The sequence below is a fragment of the Maridesulfovibrio ferrireducens genome (assembly GCF_900101105.1).
GTDB lineage: Bacteria > Desulfobacterota > Desulfovibrionia > Desulfovibrionales > Desulfovibrionaceae > Maridesulfovibrio > Maridesulfovibrio ferrireducens.
In genome coordinates this window covers 1-20,131 of sequence record NZ_FNGA01000004.1, presented here as the reverse complement: position 1 = coordinate 20,131, position 20,131 = coordinate 1, and the positions used below count along the sequence as shown (strand labels likewise).

Genomic DNA, 20,131 nt, shown 5'->3' with positions numbered 1-20,131 from the left:
AAGTTAAGCCAAAAGCGTCCCCGTTCGGAAACGAAAGCCTCTACATGCATCATTCCTTTATAACGTTAGCCACCCTTCTTCCTCTTGTTATTTTGTGAAAAGAAAAAAATCAACAAAAAAATGTTCGAGAATGAAAGAAATACACTTTAATTGTTTTCGGTTTAGTAAAAACATACTTAATTATAAACACTTTCAGTCTGATAAAAAATAAAAACAACAAATAAGGACATCATACGAGCACGCTCTAAGAAATTATTCAGACACAAAAAAATGCCGCCGATCCATATGATCGACGGCACAAATAAATATTAAAGCAACAACAATTCTTTCCGGCGGGAAAGAATATTGTGTTTGAATCTATGATGAAAGCGAGGGACAAGGTTCATATTCGTACCAAGACCTTTTTCCGCAGTCAGGAAAGTTAAATAATCAATTAGGTTACAATATAATTCTTGGATAAAACTGAGAACTCTTCGACCTGCTCTTTAATCCACTCTTCATCCTTACCAAGCTCTCTGGCGATGATTTCAGCGGCCTTGGGGGCTACTTCTGCGGCGGCTTTGGCATTAAGAATCAATGCTCTGGTTCTACGCGAAAGAGCATCAGATACAGTCTGAACCCATTCATTACGAGCTGCCCAGACCACTTCAAGCCAAGAATAGGGAAGATTTTCATGCATTGGTTCGTCAAGCTCTGGAAACTCAGAAGCAAGGCCTTTGATTTCCGCAGCTTCACTTCCGTAAACGTGCATATGGTCGTTGTGGTCAAACTCTTCAGTGTAACCATGCAGCTTCAAATGTTTAGTGGGAGAAGGACGGAAAGAATGCCCGCCCATTGTGATGGCGTTGTCGATACAATCTTCCGCCATATGTCTATAAGTCGTCCACTTACCACCTGCGATGGTAAGTAACTTATTCGGTGATATGGTCAGGTAATGATCCCGGGACAGTGCCGAAGTTTTGCAACCATCACTGCTTGCCGCAATCAAAGGTCTGATTCCCACGAACACACTAAGAACGTCCGATCGCTTAGGAGGTTTGCAGAGATATCTTGCGGAGTGCTCCACTAAAAAGTCGATCTCTTCTTCCAGAGGCTTAGGCTCCATACATACAGAAGAAAGAGGCGTATCCGTTGTTCCGACAACAACCTTTCCATGCCATGGCACAAAGAAAATCACGCGCCCGTCATCAGTCTTGGGGACCATAATTCCGGTCTCGCCGCCGAGAAATTCGCGATCTATTACTATATGAATACCCTGACTGGGCGCGATAAGCTTTTCATGATGGGAATTGTCCATGTTCATGACATCATCAGTGAAAATACCGGTGGCGTTTATGACAGCCTTACCTTTCAGCTCGTAAGACTTGCCGCTGATTTTATCCTCAGCCTGAACTCCGCAAACATATCCGGCAGAATTTTTGACCAGATTGGTGACGCGGGCATAATTCAACGGACAACCGCCCATATCAGCCATTGTCCGCGCGATTGTCAGAGCAAGGCGGGCATCATCAAATTGACCGTCGTGATAGGTCACGCCGCCCTTGAGCTTATTAGACAGAACGCCGGGAATTTCTTTTTTGACTTTATTTGGAGAAAGAATCCGGGAGGAACCGAAGCTGTATTTTCCGGCAAGCATGTCATAGGCTTTCAGGCCGATTCCATAATAAGGAAGGCCCCACCACTTATAATCCGGCACTACAAATTTCTGATTGTAGCACATGTGAGGAGCGTTCTGGCGCAGAATGCCACGTTCACGCAAGGCACCCATAACCAGAGAAATATTACCCTGAGCAAGGTATCTCACTCCGCCGTGTACCATTTTAGTACTACGACTGGAGGTTGCCTCAGCGAAATCACCTTGTTCGAGCAGGAGTACGGAATATCCTCTTGCCGCCGCATCCAGACCGGCACCAAGACCGGTTGCCCCGCCCCCGATGATGATGAAATCCCATACCTTGGAACTGTCTTCCATCTGTTGAATAAAATCTGCACGTTTCATACAACACCCATTTTTTTGGTCCGGCCAATCGTCACCGGATAAAAGTTTGAAATTTTTTACAGCAAATTAGAATCTGATTGTTTTCGTTTCTGATCAAAATGTGACATATTGAAAACAATTATACAAGAAAATGTTTTTATTTTGAAAAGATTATTAAAAACAGAAAGAAAACGAACCCTTATACAGACAAAACGCCATACTTATACCCATCAAAAACTCAAAAGCACATTTAAAGAGACTCAAATCACCCTAAATAAAGCCTCATTACTCTGACAAATGAGCACATTTTAAACAAACATATGAGCAGTACATGTTCACTTTCAATCGTCATACAAAAAAGGGAAATTTACCTTGCCTACACTAAGTTCAATTGCTAAAAACTAGGATAATTTAATATATTTTTTTGCAACAGCACTCCTCAAAACCATAATATTTATCACACATTGCAAGCGCTCTGTTCATATTTGAAAAGAAGGAGACGGTTATTTTGCCTGATACACTTAAAACAAAAAAGCGTAAGAACTTGAAATTTAACTTGAACTCATTATCAAAAAGACAACGTGAAATTTTAGATATTGTCAGTGATCAGGGCTTTGCGCCCATTGAATCACTGGCGCAGCAATTCGAAGTTACACCCCAGACAATCAGGCGCGACATAAATAAACTTTGTGAACACCAGCTTCTACAGCGCTTTCACGGAGGCGCAGGAAGATCATCAAGCGTTGAAAACGTTGACTATAGTGATCGAAGAAATATCCTATATCAGGAAAAAAGACTGATTGCGGAAATGGTTGCCAAACATATTCCAGATCGCGCTTCACTGTTCATAAACCTTGGGACGACTACGGAAGAGGTTGCTAAGACTCTTTCCGATCACAAGGGACTCAAAGTGATCACAAACAATCTCAATGTTGCTTTAATAATGAGCAATAACGACTGTGAAGTCATTGTTGCAGGCGGCATGGTAAGACAGCGTGATAAAGGGATTACAGGGGAAGCGACGGTGGAGTTCATCAAACAGTTTAAGGTGGACTACGGAATCATCGGGGTTTCAGGCATAGACGAAGACGGCACCCTGCTCGACTACGACTATCACGAGGTTCGGGTCGCCCGCGAGATTATCAACAACGCCAGAAATATTTTTCTGGTCACAGACCACACTAAATTCAACCGCAATGCCATGGTCCGCATAGCTGATTTATCCGAAATAGACGCTATATTTACTGATAAAAAACCTTCTATGGCTTTTCAGGATTTAATGAAAAGTAAAGAGGTAGCATTATATGTCACGGAGCCCGGACAAAAAAACGAATAAAACAGATAATAGCTCCCTATTTAAACATATCTACACCACAAACAATTAATTCAAAGGCTTACACCATTAACTCGGCGTAAGCCTTTTTCTTTTACGGTATACGTTGTCATTCCCCATCAAGACGTATACATTTTAACTGTTGGATTCAGCACTATTTATCAACTTCACAAAACAACAATCAAAAAGACTTTCCCTCGCAGGAACAGACTATCAAGAAGGATGTATACATTATGTGGGGAATCTACTCAGCTATTAAAGCCGTCATCCACCGCAAGCGTAAGTGTTGTAAATGCGGTCACAGACAGACAATCAAACCGGCAGATAAAAACAGATCCGTTAAATGTGAAAAATGTGGAAATTGCATTCCTGCATCAAACGATTATTTATAACAACACGAACAACTCTTAAGTCAATTTAACATATCTATTCTAGACCCTGCCCCCCCCCAAAAAAAATATAATTCACTTTCACTCGCTTAACCAAAAAACAAAAAGCTCACAGATGTAATATTTGTGAGCTTTTTACTTTTTTGCAATAACGAAGAGCAGTCTACTTAATGAAGTAAACTAAATAACTACTCCCTGAGATCCTGTGTATGTTTCGCTATTCTGCTCCTGATACGCACGCATTGCCATTCTTGTCAGCGAAGACTGTGCATCTATGCCCCCTCTTTCACCCCCAGCGCCCCGACCGCCTAAACCTTGACCTTCATTTTGACCAAAAACACTTGCAAGACTCTGATCACCATTTTTGAAAGCCTGTCGCAATTCTTCAGTAGAAACGACACCATCTTGATTCAAATCGTATTCGTCATATTCAACATCATCCTCACTTGAAGAGGAGCTTTCAGCACCTCCTGAGCCTCCAGATGCGGCAGAAACCATTGCTTCCATTCCCTCAGGAGGACTCATGGCAGATTTTAGTTCTTCACCGGAAATATTACCGTCGCTATCACTATCAAGCACATTGAACAGATCTTCAGTTAAACCACTTTCTTCCATGCTTATCTGGCTATCACCATCAAGATCCAGCTCATCCATAAACGAATCTAATAAATTTTCCTGCCCGCCCTGATCTTTGCCACCGCCCTGCATCATCGTGCTGAGTTCGCCCATCCGCGCCTTTTCTTCATGGCGCTTTTGCATATCAGCTAAAACTTCTTCTTCTGAAACATTGCTGTCACCATCTGTATCAACAGAGGTAAACATATCTTCGTTCATTCCGGTTTCTTCCAGACTAAGCAAACCGTTTCCGTCACTGTCTTTTTTTTCAAATACCGAGCTTACAAAATCTTCCTTACTCCCGCCCTCACGCGTTCCCCGCATCTGGGCCATCATATCGGGCGACATACTCGAATTCATATAGCTACCAACACCAGAAATACTCATGTCCGTCCTCCTTGCTCATGTTTGAAGATGAAGTACGGGAAAAAAGCTCCATACTTTTCCATGAACAAGAGTTCAGCAATATATGCCCCACATTTTGTTAAGAAAAGTTAAGAAAAATAAAGCGAGATTTAAGCGTAAAAAAAGGGTGTCTCACATCAAATGAGAACACCCTGCTATCATTATATTTTAATCAAAAATACGGATTTATCTTTACGGTTAATTAAAATTTAAAAACTCAAATATTTCACCGCAAACATCTTCTGACATGTCTAACTGAGTCTTCGAAGCGGCATTAATTACCTAAACTAAAAGCAACGGCTCAATATATAGACAAGTCTAGACCCACATCGAAAGTTATGATTAAATATAAAAGGATAAAAAAGTTGTTCATACATCAACAAGTGATGATGCGAGCCCGTTTTTTGCAAGATATTACCTTTTAAACAGGTTAAACATAATAAGTTATGGATACAGAAATAGACAATACACACGCCACCGAACCGCGAATCAATACCCTATGGCTGCCCATACTTATCGGCGTACTCCTTTTTTCTCTAGTTCTTGTTTTCTGGTGGACACTCAGAGAGGAAGATTTATCTAATCAGCATAATATGGTTATGCAATATACCGAAAAACTTTCGGCAAATATTCAAGCTGATATTCGTTCCCGAGTTCCTGCTTTGCAACGCATTGTTAATCGATGGGAATTCAGCGGGGGAACACCTGAAGCCAGTTTTATTAATGATGCAGGACATTATATTAACGATTGGCCGGGCTTTCAGGCTATTGGATGGGTCGACAAAACCCTGCATGTAAAATGGATCGTTCCTTTAGCAGGAAACGAGAAGGCTGTGGGCATAGATCTAGGTTTTGAAAAAAATCGGAGAACTGCACTTGAACAAGCTAAAAACGCGAGAACGCCTACAATGTCTAAATCTCTTGATTTAGTACAAGGCGGCAAAGGTTTTATCATCTATTTTCCTATTTATATTAAACAAAATTTCGATGGATTCCTCTCGGTCGTTTTTCGAATCAAACCGTGGTTAAATCACGTTTTCCTAACAGACGATACACCCAATGACCTTAGTGATTTCAAAATATGCGTCGATATAGACGGTACTACTGTTTACAGTCAAAAAGGGTGGGACATGTTGCAGGCTACCCCCTTCGATGCAACCACATCGACCATTGTTATGGGACACAAAGTAACAATCTCATGCCGCCCTACTCAATTTTTCTTTGATCACCACAACAATCTTCACCCAGCAATCGCACTATTGGTTGGCTCTATCTTAACAATTTTAATTTCATTCATTGTTCATCTATTTCAAAAAACATCATCAGAGGCGTGGAGAACTTATTCCACTCAAAAAACACTGAAATTCGAAATTCAAAATCATGAAAAAACAACAAGAAATCTTCAACACGCATCTGCCCGCCTTACTCTGGCTGCAAAAGCCGGAAAGATAGGTATATGGGAATGGGATGTCACAACAAATACGCTAACATGGAATGAGCGAATGTATGAGCTGTATGATGTTCCAACGGACATCAACCCAAGTTATGAAACATGGAGCAGCGCTCTTCACACCGAGGACGCAGAAGAAGCCGAAGCCAAACTTAAGGCTGCCGTCGAAGGAAAGGGTACTTTCGATACCGAGTTCCGAATCATTACTTCCGACGGAGGAATCAAATATATTCATGCCGCCGCAAAGGCTGAGCGCGACGCAAAAAATAATCCCTTACGAATGACCGGGGTAAACTGGGACGTAACTGATCAGAAAAATACTGAAGAACAAATACGCCACATGGCAACACACGATGTTTTGACTGGGTTGCCAACCTTAAAACTAGCCAAAGACCGCGTTGGAATGGCCTTTGCCATAGCGACACGCAAGGAATTGATGACGGCTGTAATGTTCGTGGACCTCGACGGCTTTAAAAATGTCAACGACACACTGGGGCATGATGCGGGTGATATGGTTCTGAAAGAAACAGCGACGAGATTACTTTCCTGCGTACGAAAGGTTGATACAGTAGCTCGAATCGGCGGAGATGAATTTCTGATCGTATTAAATGAGTTGAACTCAAAAAACGACATGGAACAGATTGCTGAAAAAATAGTTAAATCCATTGCAATGCCGTTTGTTCACGAAGACAAACAAGTCACCGTCGGCGCCAGTGTAGGAATCGCAGTATGCTCTGCATCCTGTGCAAAAAATGATGTTGAAAAACTCATCAAACAAGCTGACGAAGCCATGTACTCGATTAAAAAGACCGGGAAAAACGGCTACGCGTTTGCGGAAAATGATTATACGGACAAAAATTTTTAAAGCTTATACCGTTCATTCTCAATACAAAAAAATCCACTTCTTACACACGCTTGTTAATCCACATCAAAAATTATAGAACAGCGACCTAAACCCTGAAAAGCAACATGACTAATATTCAAGGAAAAACGCTGTGATCGAATACATATATACTTTGCCTGTAGAACCCTTTCTGTTTTTAGCTGGATTAATTGTCGGCACCATCATAGCAATGCTTGTTCATTCTCACCGGATGACACTGGCTAACCTCCGCGCTCAAAACCAGCAGGCTCAACTGGAAGAACGGCTGAAACGTATCCCAGAACTGAGTCTGGAATTAGCTGAAGCTCAAGACGAAATATCTGAGCTTAACCATGATCTTGCAGATCTGCGTGAAAAAAACGGATCAACCGGATCAACAATCAGCGCACAGCTGCTCCAAATCAGCAGAGCAGATAAATCTATTGAAGATCTTAGAGTTGAACGAAACAAATTTTCTGAAGACAGACAAATACTTTTAAGTAGACTTACAAAAATTAAAACCGAACTTGATAATGAACGGAAGCAAAGCAGTGAAAAACTCATTCTGTTAACCGAAGCGAAAGAAGAACTTTCCAACCAGTTCAAAACTCTCGCAAATGAAATTCTCGAAGAAAAATCCAAAAAATTCACTGAACAAAATCAGACAAATCTAACCCAGCTTCTAACTCCTTTGAAAACAAAGCTTGGTGATTTTCAGGGTAAAGTTGAAGAAGTCTATTTTCAGGAAAGTAAAGACCGAAGTGCCCTGTCTGAACAGGTAAAACAATTGATGGATCTTAACCGTCAACTGTCATCGGACGCTCATAACTTGACCAAAGCCCTGAAAGGACAGTCCAAAACGCAGGGAAACTGGGGTGAACTGATTTTAGAACGAGTCCTCGAAATGTCGGGACTGCGTAAAGGACAGGAATATGATGTTCAGGAAAACCACACCAGAAATGACGGTTCACGGGCACAACCTGATGTTGTTATTCACCTGCCCGACAGCAGACATCTCATAGTTGATGCAAAAGTATCACTCAATGCCTACAATGATTACGTTAACGCTGAAGATGACAACAAACGAAAGGACGCTGTTAAACGTCATCTGGAATCCATGCGCTCTCACATCAAAGGATTATCAGGCAAAAACTATCAGTTACTATACGGCTTGGAATCCTTGGATTTTGTGATAATGTTTGTACCGATTGAATCGGCTTTCATTCTCGGCAGCACTCAGGATGCAACCTTATGGCAGGACGCGTGGAATAAAAACGTACTGATCGTCAGCCCAAGCACTCTGCTCTTCGTTATCCGCACTGTCGCGCACTTGTGGCGGCAGGAGCAGCAAAGCCGGAACGCTCAGGAAATTGCCCACCGGGGAGCTGAACTATATAATAAATTTGTCGGTTTTGTAGAAGATCTTACAAAGGTTGGAGAGCGTTTAAATCAAGCGCAAAATGCATACGATAACGCTTTCAACAAACTGACTTCGGGGAAAGGAAATATCATTAGGCAAACTGAGCTTCTGAAAGAACTTGGCGTAAAACCCAAAAAAACATTACCGGCCGATATTGTCAGCCTTGCTTTAGAAGATTCGCAATGTACCCCTCAAACAGAAATTACCATTCCATCCCCCAACTAATCTCAAACTTTATAATTAATTAAAATATAACACAGTTAATCAACCTTCTTCATAAAAACGTTGACTTATACGAAAGTATTCAATAATTATTTTTCTCCGAGTCGGGATGTAGCGCAGCCTGGTAGCGCACTTGAATGGGGTTCAAGGGGTCGGAGGTTCAAATCCTCTCATCCCGACCAAGAAATTTTAAGGTCTTACGATTAATCATCGTAGGACCTTTTTTTTGCGCTTTTTTCATTCCAATTAAAAAAAGTAAAACCCCGCTCCTAAAAGAAGCGGGGTTTCATTATTGATCAAGTATTCCGGATTTGCATAAATGCTAATCGGAAGCACCTTCTGTTTGGACCAGCCCCTGTGGTTCTTTAGTTTTAAAGAATACGGGAATATCTGTACGGCCCAAGATGTTGGCACGAAGCTCAGCTTCAGGCAGCTTTGCCCATTCGGACTTGTTAGAGAAATAAAAGAACACGCCCATACCAGTCCAAGCCACCATGCACCAGCGGGAAGCTTCACCGATACAAGCTGGAGAACCGGGAATAAGCAACAGACCAATACACAGCAAAGCGGTAATTGTTCCCATTATACAACAGAACATGCGCATGGATCTATCTTCCACGGCAGGACTGCCGAGCAGAACGCGACGGGCTGCGAGACAGGAGAAAAGATAACCGATACCTGTTCCCACGGAACTCATATCAACAATCCAGACAACCACAGAGCGACCGGCAAAAGGAGTCAGCAAAACAATAGCGATAGTGAACAGAATCGCTTTGTAAGGTGAACGGTATACGGGATGAATATCACCGAACCATGCAGGCAGAATGCGACCGCGAGCCATGCTGAGAAGTAAACGGGAAGTGGCGATATAAAAACCATTGATTCCAGTACAGACAGCTCCCATAACAGCGCAGGCAAGCACGACAGCACCCATTTTACCGAAGGCCATAGATGCTACTTCACCAGTTGCCCATGCAGTACCACCGCTGGCGCGCATGACATCCATCTTTGCAAGCATTTCAGGATAAGGAATGGCAATACCGACAGCAAGAGTAACAAGACTGTAGAGAACAACACCGCAGAGAATAGCGACGATCATTATGTTACGCGCACGCTCCGGTTTAAATGTAAATTCTTCGGCAGCCTGCGGGACTGTATCGAAACCAGCAAAAAGGAAGGGGGAAATAGCAAAAATAGTAAGGACACAGGATAATGTAGTGCGGTGTTCTGCGAACAGCGGATACAAATTACCAATTTGAGCAGTCTCAAGCGAAGCCGACCCAGTGAACAAGGCTACAATGCCGAGGGTGAGCAACACGGTGAGAACAACCTGAAATTTACCGGCAAAACTGGTGCCGCGGTAGTTCATCCATCCGAATAGGAGGGTTGCTGTAGTCATGAGGAGAACCTCACCCGTATAAACTTCCCATCCGGCGATGAAGTAAAGCGATCCGAATTCAAAAACACCCGGGAAAAGAAAACGAAAGATAAGTGCCAATGCAGCTACATCAATACCAATGATGGCAACATATCCAAGAACAAGAGCCCAACCACAGACAAAAGCAGCCGTGGGTCCATACCCCACATAGGCATAGGCAAAAGCTCCACCGGCAACAGGGGCGTATTTAATCATATAACTATAACAAACAGCCACAAAACAAATGAGAATTGCACCTACGACAAAACCGATCAAGGTGCCGAGAATACCGGCCTGCGGCAAAAACATGTCTCCGGGCAGCACAAAACATCCCCACCCGACAATGGACCCCAAAGCCAGTGCCCAAACCTGTGACGGCGAAAGCGATTTATTCAATTTCAACTGTTCTTTTGACATTACCTTTCTCTTTTATTTAATGAATTCTAGGCAGATATCCCCGGATTTCCCGGACAGACTTACAGAAAGCACTCACTCCTATATTTCAGAGCAATGATGCTTTTCTACAACCCTTCTGCCATATGGCGTTATCCCTTATTACGTCGAGACATCAAAAGGTCATACTCCTCCAAGCAACCACACCATGCGGCAACTGACCTTTCTTTGACTGTAGAGAGGTGAACGAAACCTCTGCACCCTTCAGCACTTCAGTTGAAAGCAGCTTTGCCAGCTACTGCCTCGATATAAAGCAAATAGGATGCCAGTTAGTGAATTTATTCACCATTGCCATATCTCATTAAAAATAAAGAGTTTTTTATAACTGAACCTAAAAGTACAAATGTATAGTTAAAAAATATGTATCTTTTTCTTAAAAAATTTTTCTTTTTTGATTCTTTTTTTTTGTACGAAACAGACACAGTAGTTGGTACCAAAAAAAACAAAAAAACACACACATGATATTTATCAATTATATTAGACAAATACGAAATAAAAGAAATCTCCTACCTTATAGATGAAACTAAAAGCTTAAACGGCACCGGCTTTGCACAGCGCCCGCAAGTTCTTTTTTTCATTTGAACAAACCGGACAATGACTACTAATACCGCACTCACAATATTTCATAATAATCCGGGAGGACATTATGACCAATAAATACCGCGAAACTCTTATCAATGAAATTATCGACCGCGAGCTGAACATGTTTCTGGCAGTAAAAAACCGCGGAGGCACATCGCAATGTCAGGAACTCCCAGAATCTTTCCGCATCATGCGGGAAATGACTCACGGAGTGCTGCCGAACTCCTTTCTAAACTCCTACAAATATGATCTCAAACAAGCGGAAAAAGAGGGCCGTAATTTTATGACCGAAAAATATGCCCTAATGGAATCATTAATTCCGACCATCAGCAACTCCCCTCAAATAAAAGAGATTGTTCAAATTGAAAGTGAATGGCGCAAAGAAGTCGCGGCTCAATTTCCCAGAAGTGTTCAGCCCGATGGACATGAAAGTTTCTGCCGTTATCTAGGCTGTGAACTCCAGACTTACTCCGCCGCTACAATAATCGAGTACTACGACTACATGAAATCAGCGCAACAGGAACTCCGCAATCTTGTTCGTGAACGCTACGAACTGCTGATGCGCAAACTGGGCTACGCTTCGTTGCAGGATTGTGAAACAAAACTGACAGCACGCTAGCCGCCTAGCATGGAGAAAATGTCAGATGCCTGATTCCATATCTATTTTTGTTTTCTTCGCGTGGCTTATCGGCGGGTTTGTTTCCGGCGTCAGCGGCATAGGCGGAGCAATGGTCGCAGTACCGATCGCTTCCATCTTCATCCCCATGCATGAGCTTATCCCGCTCAGCTGCATATTGAATGTTGTCATGGACGGCTGTATCGCCTGTATGCATTTCCGCTACTGTCGCGTGTCTGCGTTGTGGCCCATGCTGGTCGGGTCTCTGCCCGGAGCTTTTGCCGGACTGTTTATCCTTCAATATGTTTCAGGAGCTATATTACAAGGGGGAGTTGGTGCATTGCTGCTCTACTACGTCTATTGGCAGCACACATATAAAGTGAAAGAAGCACGAAAAGAATCATGGTCGCGCGGCGGAGCAGCCGGATTCGGCGCTGGACTCCTTGGAACAGCTATATCATTCGACGGCCCCCCCATTGGGGCATACGGGCTGTATGTCGGCTGGCAACCTCGAGTATTTCTAGGAACACTCGGGGTATTCTTCGTTATCAGAGGCACCATGACCTGCGCCCTGCAATTCGGAGCAGGATTATATACTCCGCATGTACTGGAATATGCCATGTACGGAGTGCCTGCCACCATAATCGGGACTCTTTGTGCATTTCCAGTTGTAAAACACATAAACCTTGCAACCTTCAGACGCGTGCTAATGTGCATCATCGTGTTGGCAGGTTCAGTTTGCATTCTACGTTCCATGCTGTAATCTCCCTCCATTTGGGAAAATATCAAAAAAAACCAGGTCTGATATGCATAAAATACGCATCAGACCTGATTTTTTTAAATTTACCGATTACAACAGTACTAATCTATTTCTACATCAAGCAATTTTATTTTATAACGCAAACCGGCTCCGGTAATTTGCAGGATACGGGCAGCTTTCGCCACATTGCCTCCAGTAACCTCCAGCACATTACGGATGCATTGTGCCTCATATTCCTGCATACAATTTTTAAGCGGAACCACACTGTTTCTCTTAATCCCGGAGTAATCAAAATAATCTTTCCCCGTTAGAAAAGTTTCTCCCACCCTCTGCAAAGATTGCATCTGCTTCGGCCCCTGTGCGGAATCTACATTTTTACAGGCTTCGCGAAAATGAAGCGGCAGACAACCCCGTTCAATGGAAGACCGGTCCCCGAGCAAAGCCAGACTACCCTCAATAACATGCAATAATTCGCGGATATTTCCCGGCCAATCGTAATCAAAAAACATCTGTAAAATTTCGGGGTCTACCCCTATCGGCCTGCCGCCCTGATTCTGGTCAGAACTCTCGATAAAAGTACGCATCAATAGCGGAATATCCTTTTTACGATGACGAAGCGGAGGCACAGCAATACCCACAACCGCAAGACGATAAAATAGGTCACTACGCAAAATTCCCTGTCCCACAGCATTGAGAGGAGATTCGTTCAAAATACTGATAACCCGCACGTCCACAGGAATTTCAGTACGCGAACCTAAACGACGCACCCGCTTTTCCTGAAGCACTCGCAACAGCTTCGCCTGCAACCCAAGCGGCATGGAATTAAGTTCGTCCAGAAGCAATGTGCCGCCGTCGGCCTCTTCAAAAAGACCGGGCCTGTCACCAGCGTCTGTGTAAGCACCTTTAGCCGTACCGAATAAAATAGCTTCAAGCAGATTTTCAGGAATAGCGGCACAATTTTCAGCAATAAGTGGCTGGTTACGCCGCGCGCTCTCGGCATGAATGGCCTGAGCAAAAACTTCCTTACCGGTTCCGCTTTCTCCCCAGATCATCACATGTGAAGGGGACTTAGCCGCAGCACGAGCTTCAGCTAAAACGTCGAGTAAAGCTTCGTCTTCGCCCACAAGGCTGTCGAATGTATAATAATCATAAGTTTTTTTTATGGGCGCAGCTGATTTTGCGGGACGGGGCTTATGCTCCACCAAAGGAGATGTACCAGTCCAGATGGTAAAAGCGATGACTCCATCTTTTTTGCCGCGTTCAAACAGCGGAAAAAAATCCGAAACAGTGCTGGCGCGAAAATTATTCGTGGTTTTATAGAAATAAGACTTCTTCAGAACAGGCTCAGCCTTACGCAAGCATTCAATGGTAGGAATACACTCCAGCTCATACGGCACGTACAGCTTTGTAATGTGTTCACCTACAACATCAATGAGTCTGAAACTGTCAGCTTTGCGCTGAATAGGGTTCATATATTCGCAAATACCGTCACCATTCACCACTGCGACACCAATCCCCATGTCATCCCAGATAGCGGTCATGGAAGGATTCAACACGTCTTTACGGCTGATATCAAAAAATTTTTCTTTATTGAAATACAAATTTCACAACCTCGACTATTTGAGTGTTGGCGGGGTCTTTCGACGCCTTAAGCTGTTCTTTCGCTATCTAGACTGAAAAGAAATTTTTATCAAATGAAAAATTTTTATCGAAAAAGTTCTTTCCTTAAACTATTTGCAAACTCACTAAAAAACTAGAAAATCAATATTTACAGGGGTTTAATTGAAAAATACCGCATATCTCTAAATCTGGCACACCCCGTGCTAGTGAGAAAAGTAACAAACGAACGAATTCCATCTTTCACCCTGCTTCAGAAAAAAATTTACAACAAGGATAGGAGATAGAAATGAATACACTTTCTGCAAAAACAAACTCAGAAAACCAGACTGCTACCCCTAAAGGTTACGGCATTGACTGGAATACAGCGGAACCACGAGTTAAAGAACTCAAAGATTTTTTGATGTCCGCTCCTCAGGTCATGGACCCCGAACGTCTGCAATTTCTGAATGAAGTTTATGAAGAATTCCGTGGTGAATCCACTTTCTATATCCGCGCTAAACTTTTTGAGCGTGTTCTTACCAAAAAAAATATCTTCCTCGACGGCAACCCCATTGTCGGCACACTGACCGGTGTTCGTGCCGGTGTATACGCATACCCTGAATGGAATGTTGCATGGATCAAAGAAGAAATGCAGATGGCTAAAATGGCCTCTCTCGGTGAGATGAAAATCCCCAGCGAAACTAAAGAACTACTCGAAAAAACATATAAAAGTTGGAAAGGACGCACCTGTATCGATCTGAACAACAAAATGTTCAAAGATAAATACGGCATCAATCCTAAAAACTTTGCCAAGTGCGGCATGTATTATGAAAACGTCAGCGTTGCCAGTGGATCTGGTATTGCCGACTACCCTCTGATGCTGAACAAAGGTCTGCGCTGGCTCATCAATGATGTAAAATCCCGCTTTGAAAACTGCCCTACCACCTTGCAGAACAAAGAAAAGCATGACCTGTACCGTGCTATGCTCGTCACTTTTGAAGCAGTCATTGCCCACTCCCACCGTTATGCTGATCTGGCTGAAAAGACCGCCGTTGAAGAAAACGATCCTAAAGCCAAAGCTGAACTGCTGGAAATTGCTGAAATCTGTCGCCGCGTCCCTGAACACCCAGCACGCAACTTCCGTGAAGCTATCCAGTCTTTCTGGTTCATCCACCTTGCAATTGAAATCGAACAGATGGCCTGTGCAACTTCCCCCGGTCGCTATGGTCAGTACATGTATCCTTTCTTCAAGAAAGATATCGACGAAGGCAACCTTACCCGCGAACAGGTACTGACTCTCCTCAAATTCCAGTGGATCAAACACCTTGAACTGGCAGAATATCAGGGTAACTCATACGCACTGACCCTTTCCGGTCACACTGGTCAGTCCATCACCATCGGCGGCGTGGACAAAGACGGCAACGATGCCAGCACCGAGTTGGAAGAACTGCTCCTTGAAACTCAGATTCAGATGAAGAACATTCAGCCTACGCTGACCCTGCTCTATCATCCTAAAATGAAAGATTCTTATCTCAAAAAAGTATCAGAATGTATCCGCGGCGGTTCCGGTCAGCCTCAGATTCTGAACAACAATGCAGTTATTCAGCGCACACTGGCTCGTTTCGCTCAGTATGATGAAGGCATCACTCTGGAAGACGCCAGAAACTGCGGTAACTACGGTTGTGTTTCCACAGGCGTATGCGGCAAAGGCAGCTTTATCACTCAGGAAGATCAGCCTTGCCTAGCTAAAGTTGTCGAACTGATGCTCAACAACGGAAAATGCCCCGTCACCAAGAAAAAAGTCGGCGTAGAAAGCGGAAATCCTGCTGAATTCGAAACCTTCGATGACGTGTACAACGCATACAAGATACAGCTCGATCATCTCTTCAACATGTCCAGAAAACATTCTGACCTGAGCCAGATGGCACGTGTTCAGGTTGTTCCAAGCGTTTTCCGCTCCGCCATGTACGACGGTTGCATTGAAAAAGGTATCTGCGAAGAAGCAGGCGGCACCCGCTACCCTCAGGTCAACCCCATTATGACAGCAGGTATTGATGCGGCGAACTCCTTGCTCGCTATCAGATATCTGGTCTTCGAAACAAAACAACTGACCATGCAGCAGTTGCTTGACGCTATCAAATCAAACTTTGAAGGCTGTGAAGATATCCGTAAAATGTGCTTCGAAGCTCCAAAACACGGCAACGACGTTCTGGAAGTACAGGAATTTGTTCAGCAGTACTACAGAGATGTAGACTCAATACACCACGCTCAGGGCCCCGACTGCTTCGGCTACAGGACTCCGCTGGATGCATATTCCTTGTCATACCACAACTACTTCGGCGCACTCATGGGTGCTCTGCCTAACGGACGTAAAGCCGGAGTCGCTCTGACCGACGGTAGTGTTTCCGCAATGCCAGGCACCGACCATGAAGGAATTACCTCCCTCATCAAGTCCGGCGCAGAAGCCATCGACACAGTCCGCTACGGCGCAAACCACTTCAACGTGAAATTCTCCCCAGCAGTACTGGACGGCCCCAACGGAACCCGCACCTTGATTTCCCTGATCAAGACCTATTGCGATTTCGGCGGCTCACACATCCAGTTCAACTGCGTAAGTTCCGAAACCCTCAAAGCCGCACAGGTCGATCCAACAGATTACTCTGATCTGGTTGTACGTGTTGCCGGTTTCAGTGCCTACTTCACCAGACTGGATTGCGGCGTACAGAACGAAATCATTAAACGTACAGAATACGCATCATAAAAACTTAAAGATCAAACCGACCATTTGAAATCGCACAGAGACCCCCTCCTTATCTCTGTGCGATTTCACCCCCAAAAATACCCGCGGAGATACGATGAATCAGGGAATGATTTACAACATACAGCGCATGTCCGTTCATGACGGACCGGGACTGCGTACCACTATTTTTCTTAAAGGCTGCCCGCTGACCTGTCTGTGGTGCAGTAACCCGGAATCACAAAAAACAACGCCGCAAATGATGTTTTTTGAAAAACAGTGTACCGGCTGCGGCATCTGTGCAGATGTCTGTCCCAACGGAGCCGTAATTCCTTTAGACGGAAAATTCGGACGCGACATAGAAAAGTGTACTCACTGCGGTCTATGTACCGAATCATGTTCCGGCAAGGCCCGCGAAATGTCCGGCAAAATGATGTCTGTAGACGAAGTGATGAATACCGTACGCAAGGATTCCCTGTTCTATGAGAACTCCGGCGGCGGTGTAACTTTCGGCGGCGGCGAACCTACTTCCGGTGGAGAATTCTTTCTGGAGATGGTGCAAGCCGTGCATGACGAGGGTTTCCATGTAACTGTGGATACTTGCGGATTCTGCCCGGCAGAACGTTTCGACAAAACCATCGAACTTGCAGATCTGTTTTTGTTTGACTGTAAACACATGGACCCGGAACAGCACCGGAAATTAACCGGGCAGGATAATGTATTAATCCTGCGCAATCTTCACGCAGCTCTGAGTTCCGGCAAAGAAGTACATCTACGTATGCCACTGATGCCGAATATGAACGATTCGGATGAAAATATCGCTGCCATGGCAGACTTTTTAAAGGAATTCGACCGAAACGAAATTGAAATTATGCCGTGTCATGCCTTTGGACAAAGCAAATATGTAGCACTTAGCAAACCTCTTCCGCAGGTATCACAATACACGCCGGAAGAACTGGACATAGTTCTGGAAAGATTTGCCAAGCACGGGCTGCAGCCCGTCATGGTCTAACAATAACCATAATAGAGAGATAAATATGTTTACCGTTACCGTACCGGACGAAATGCTAGTAAAGCTTCAGGCCATGCTTGAAGATGAAGATGACGACAGCTGTGTGAGACTGCGCGAATACAAACTAGGCGGAGGCTGACACGCTAAAATAGTGCTCGGTCTGGGCATTGATGAAGCTGATGAAGATGAAGACGTACAGATTGAAATAAATGAAGTTCCGTTTGTTGCCGAAAAAGACTTTCTGACTAAACACGGTAAAGATTTTTCACTGACATTCAGTGACAAAAAGGAAGTTGTACTGACAGCTCTGGCTGCGTAATTTATACCCTATTTACGGCAGCACCACGCCCCCCTTCTCCCCCCTGGCTTTACGGCAAGGGGGGCGTTTTTTTTCAAAAAACCTACATTTATACCCCTCATGGACACGAATCCTATAGTTCTGGACTGTCATCACATTTTTAGGACAAAATTCATTTTACGCTTGAAATATTTTTAAAATACTGTATTTGTATTTATCCAAATAATAACTCAGGTGATTTATGATAAATACTCCCAAATTTTATGACTTAATGACTCCAGTGTTGAGAGTACTTGAATCGCTTGGCGGTTCAGCTAACATTTTGGAAATAACAGAACATATCGTTAACCACCTTTATCTTACTGAAAAAGCGGCTAAATATTTGAATAATCCAGGCAGGACGCACCAAACTAAACTGGAATGTAGAATTTATCACGCTAATAAATATCTGTGTTGCTACGGGGTTCTTGAAGAAATCGAACCTGACATATGGGGGCTGACGGATAAATATGAGCCGGGTATGATTGTTACACACGACCATATCATTAAGGCTGCCATGGAAAAGTTAACTGCCTAAAATAATTAAGTTTAAAATAGTTCAAAATATATTATCAACATTTTAAAGACAATCTTCTTTAAATCCTTAAAAAAATAACACAATTGATATTGACTCAACATTACTATCATTATAATTATTTGGGTAAGGGGAATTTAAAAAAGGGGTCTTTATGAATGAATTACGCTGCAATTCTGGCATTATGCTGTGCTCAATAATCCTGCTCAAATCCATAATAAAGCCGAAAAGAAAATTGCCGAGATGCTTCTGTGCATGCGAGCAATCTATTCAACAATAAAAGTGTTTCGCTTTCACTCGCGCAAAACATGCTGTGTGAAGGATAGAAAAAAACACCCATTGTCTTTTTTTTATACATAATTACGAACACATAGTAATTGAAATATAAAAATTTTAGTTCGCAGCTACCTTACAGAATACCACAAGAGCTTCGGACAATATCAGCAAAAAAATGAGAAAAATATGAATCCTGAAAATATTATCCATAAAACAATAAATCTTCCTGGCAAAGGCGAGTCTGTAATATACAAAGTTGACGAAACCACTGCCTTCAATTTTGGATTCAATTATTCAGACGCAACATTTACTGGGAACGGTGGCGACCTCGTTATCTCATCTGAAGATAATGGAGTCATCATCCTTGAAGGATACCTACCGCTTGCTAAAGAAGAGCTGGTGCCTGCTTTTGTGCTCGAAGATGGAGAAGAAATACCCGGCAACGTATATCTTTTCGCTTTTTCTCAAGACTCTAACGAAATAGAGACTGCAGCCAATACCGGAACCAGTGGAAGTGGAGCTGGTGAATATGCTGATATGCAAGGACAACTCTTCGACAGCCAAGAGTCTCTCCAAGGACAGGAAGAAACCCCACGTGACGAAATGGATTTCGCCAGAAGAGATACACCGGAAGACTCTTTCGACACAGCCGATGCAGCCTTTAATGCCAATAGAGAAGCAGAAGAAAGCGAAGGCGTCGGCACTGGCGGCACTGACGAGGGTCAGGCCGGAGCAGTAAACCATGCGCCGACCAGCGATCCGGTTGCTGTCTCCACAAATGAAGATACCGATATCATCATCACTAAAGAGATGCTGCTTGCCAATGCGGACGATGTCGACACTGATAACGCCCTGCTCACTGTTCAGAATTTAGCTCCTGTCGGTGCGGACGGAACAATTACCGAAAACGCAGACGGCACATGGACTTTCTCACCTAATGAAAACTTTAACGGTGAAGTAAAGTTCAACTTTGAGATCAATGACGGTGCGGCAGAGAATAACATCACACAGGTGACAGGAACTGTTACTGTTGATGCAGTTAACGATGCGCCGACCAGCGCTCCGGTTGCTGTCTCCACAAATGAAGATACCGATATCATCATCACTAAAGAGATGCTGCTTGCCAATGCGGA

General features: G+C 43.6%; 14 protein-coding genes and 1 tRNA gene. 11 read left to right on the top strand and 4 right to left on the bottom strand.

Annotated elements, in window-relative coordinates; genetic code table 11:
* Positions 1–433: 433 nt before the first annotated feature.
* Positions 434–1,999 (bottom strand): glycerol-3-phosphate dehydrogenase/oxidase, encoded by a 1,566-nt coding sequence (locus BLT41_RS12650; RefSeq protein ID WP_092161741.1) that lies wholly within the window; start codon positions 1,997–1,999, stop codon positions 434–436.
* Positions 2,000–2,486: 487 nt separating this feature from the next.
* On the opposite strand from BLT41_RS12650, the gene BLT41_RS12645 reads away from it, so the two are divergent.
* Positions 2,487–3,314: a DeoR/GlpR family DNA-binding transcription regulator gene (locus BLT41_RS12645; protein ID WP_092161740.1), complete on the top strand. Its 828-nt coding sequence runs from the start codon at positions 2,487–2,489 to the stop codon at positions 3,312–3,314.
* Positions 3,315–3,880: 566 nt separating this feature from the next.
* Here BLT41_RS12645 and BLT41_RS12640 read toward each other — a convergent pair.
* Complete coding sequence (locus tag BLT41_RS12640; RefSeq protein ID WP_092161739.1) at positions 3,881–4,702, bottom strand: CREC-EF hand family protein; 822 nt, start codon at positions 4,700–4,702, stop codon at positions 3,881–3,883.
* Positions 4,703–5,166: 464 nt separating this feature from the next.
* Between BLT41_RS12640 and BLT41_RS12635 the strand changes: the two genes are divergently transcribed.
* The 3 genes from BLT41_RS12635 (at position 5,167) to BLT41_RS12625 (ending at position 8,856) form a co-directional block, all read left to right on the top strand.
* The gene (locus tag BLT41_RS12635) at positions 5,167–7,035 is read left to right on the top strand and encodes a sensor domain-containing diguanylate cyclase (RefSeq protein ID WP_092161738.1); all 1,869 of its coding nucleotides are present in this window, start codon (positions 5,167–5,169) and stop codon (positions 7,033–7,035) included.
* Between the two features lie 130 nt (positions 7,036–7,165).
* A complete protein-coding gene (locus tag BLT41_RS12630) occupies positions 7,166–8,677 on the top strand; it encodes a DNA recombination protein RmuC (RefSeq protein WP_244512278.1) in 1,512 nt (503 codons plus the stop codon).
* A 102-nt stretch (positions 8,678–8,779) separates the two neighbouring features.
* A tRNA-Pro gene (locus BLT41_RS12625) sits at positions 8,780–8,856 on the top strand.
* A 140-nt stretch (positions 8,857–8,996) separates the two neighbouring features.
* Here BLT41_RS12625 and BLT41_RS12620 read toward each other — a convergent pair.
* Entirely contained in the window at positions 8,997–10,508 is a 1,512-nt protein-coding gene (locus tag BLT41_RS12620) for an APC family permease (RefSeq protein ID WP_092161737.1), read from the bottom strand.
* 682 nt (positions 10,509–11,190) lie between these two features.
* Between BLT41_RS12620 and BLT41_RS12615 the strand changes: the two genes are divergently transcribed.
* Both BLT41_RS12615 and BLT41_RS12610 read left to right on the top strand, forming a co-directional pair.
* A complete protein-coding gene (locus BLT41_RS12615; protein ID WP_092161736.1) occupies positions 11,191–11,745 on the top strand; it encodes a DUF4125 family protein in 555 nt (184 codons plus the stop codon).
* 25 nt (positions 11,746–11,770) lie between these two features.
* Positions 11,771–12,505: a sulfite exporter TauE/SafE family protein gene (locus BLT41_RS12610; RefSeq protein ID WP_092161734.1), complete on the top strand. Its 735-nt coding sequence runs from the start codon at positions 11,771–11,773 to the stop codon at positions 12,503–12,505.
* A 98-nt stretch (positions 12,506–12,603) separates the two neighbouring features.
* On the opposite strand, the gene BLT41_RS12605 is transcribed toward BLT41_RS12610, so the two are convergent.
* Entirely contained in the window at positions 12,604–14,103 is a 1,500-nt protein-coding gene (locus BLT41_RS12605; protein WP_244512277.1) for a sigma-54 interaction domain-containing protein, read from the bottom strand.
* 305 nt (positions 14,104–14,408) lie between these two features.
* Here BLT41_RS12605 and BLT41_RS12600 point away from each other — a divergent pair, with 305 nt between their 5' ends.
* From BLT41_RS12600 to BLT41_RS12575, 5 genes are all read left to right on the top strand, one after another.
* The gene (locus tag BLT41_RS12600; protein WP_092161728.1) at positions 14,409–16,862 is read left to right on the top strand and encodes a glycyl radical protein; all 2,454 of its coding nucleotides are present in this window, start codon (positions 14,409–14,411) and stop codon (positions 16,860–16,862) included.
* Between the two features lie 94 nt (positions 16,863–16,956).
* A complete protein-coding gene (locus tag BLT41_RS12595) occupies positions 16,957–17,850 on the top strand; it encodes a glycyl-radical enzyme activating protein (RefSeq protein WP_092161720.1) in 894 nt (297 codons plus the stop codon).
* Positions 17,851–18,001: 151 nt separating this feature from the next.
* Positions 18,002–18,169, top strand: coding sequence for a hypothetical protein (locus tag BLT41_RS17690; RefSeq protein ID WP_092161709.1), 168 nt, complete (start codon positions 18,002–18,004; stop codon positions 18,167–18,169).
* Positions 18,170–18,389: 220 nt separating this feature from the next.
* Positions 18,390–18,725: a winged helix-turn-helix domain-containing protein gene (locus BLT41_RS12580; protein ID WP_092161707.1), complete on the top strand. Its 336-nt coding sequence runs from the start codon at positions 18,390–18,392 to the stop codon at positions 18,723–18,725.
* 459 nt (positions 18,726–19,184) lie between these two features.
* A partial coding sequence (locus BLT41_RS12575; RefSeq protein ID WP_139167356.1) for a cadherin-like domain-containing protein occupies positions 19,185–20,131 on the top strand: 947 nt, incomplete at its 3' end.

Excerpts from the sequence above, each read along its gene's own strand:
- BLT41_RS12650 (WP_092161741.1), bottom strand. The coding sequence starts at position 1,999 with ATGAAACGTGCAGATTTTATTCAACAGATGGAAGACAGTTCCAAGGTA.
- BLT41_RS12640 (WP_092161739.1), bottom strand. The coding sequence starts at position 4,702 with ATGAGTATTTCTGGTGTTGGTAGCTATATGAATTCGAGTATGTCGCCC.
- BLT41_RS12610 (WP_092161734.1), top strand. The coding sequence starts at position 11,771 with ATGCCTGATTCCATATCTATTTTTGTTTTCTTCGCGTGGCTTATCGGC.
- BLT41_RS12615 (WP_092161736.1), top strand. The coding sequence starts at position 11,191 with ATGACCAATAAATACCGCGAAACTCTTATCAATGAAATTATCGACCGC.
- BLT41_RS12635 (WP_092161738.1), top strand. The coding sequence starts at position 5,167 with ATGGATACAGAAATAGACAATACACACGCCACCGAACCGCGAATCAAT.
- BLT41_RS12620 (WP_092161737.1), bottom strand. The coding sequence starts at position 10,508 with ATGTCAAAAGAACAGTTGAAATTGAATAAATCGCTTTCGCCGTCACAG.
- BLT41_RS12580 (WP_092161707.1), top strand. The coding sequence starts at position 18,390 with ATGATAAATACTCCCAAATTTTATGACTTAATGACTCCAGTGTTGAGA.
- BLT41_RS12600 (WP_092161728.1), top strand. The coding sequence starts at position 14,409 with ATGAATACACTTTCTGCAAAAACAAACTCAGAAAACCAGACTGCTACC.
- BLT41_RS12595 (WP_092161720.1), top strand. The coding sequence starts at position 16,957 with ATGAATCAGGGAATGATTTACAACATACAGCGCATGTCCGTTCATGAC.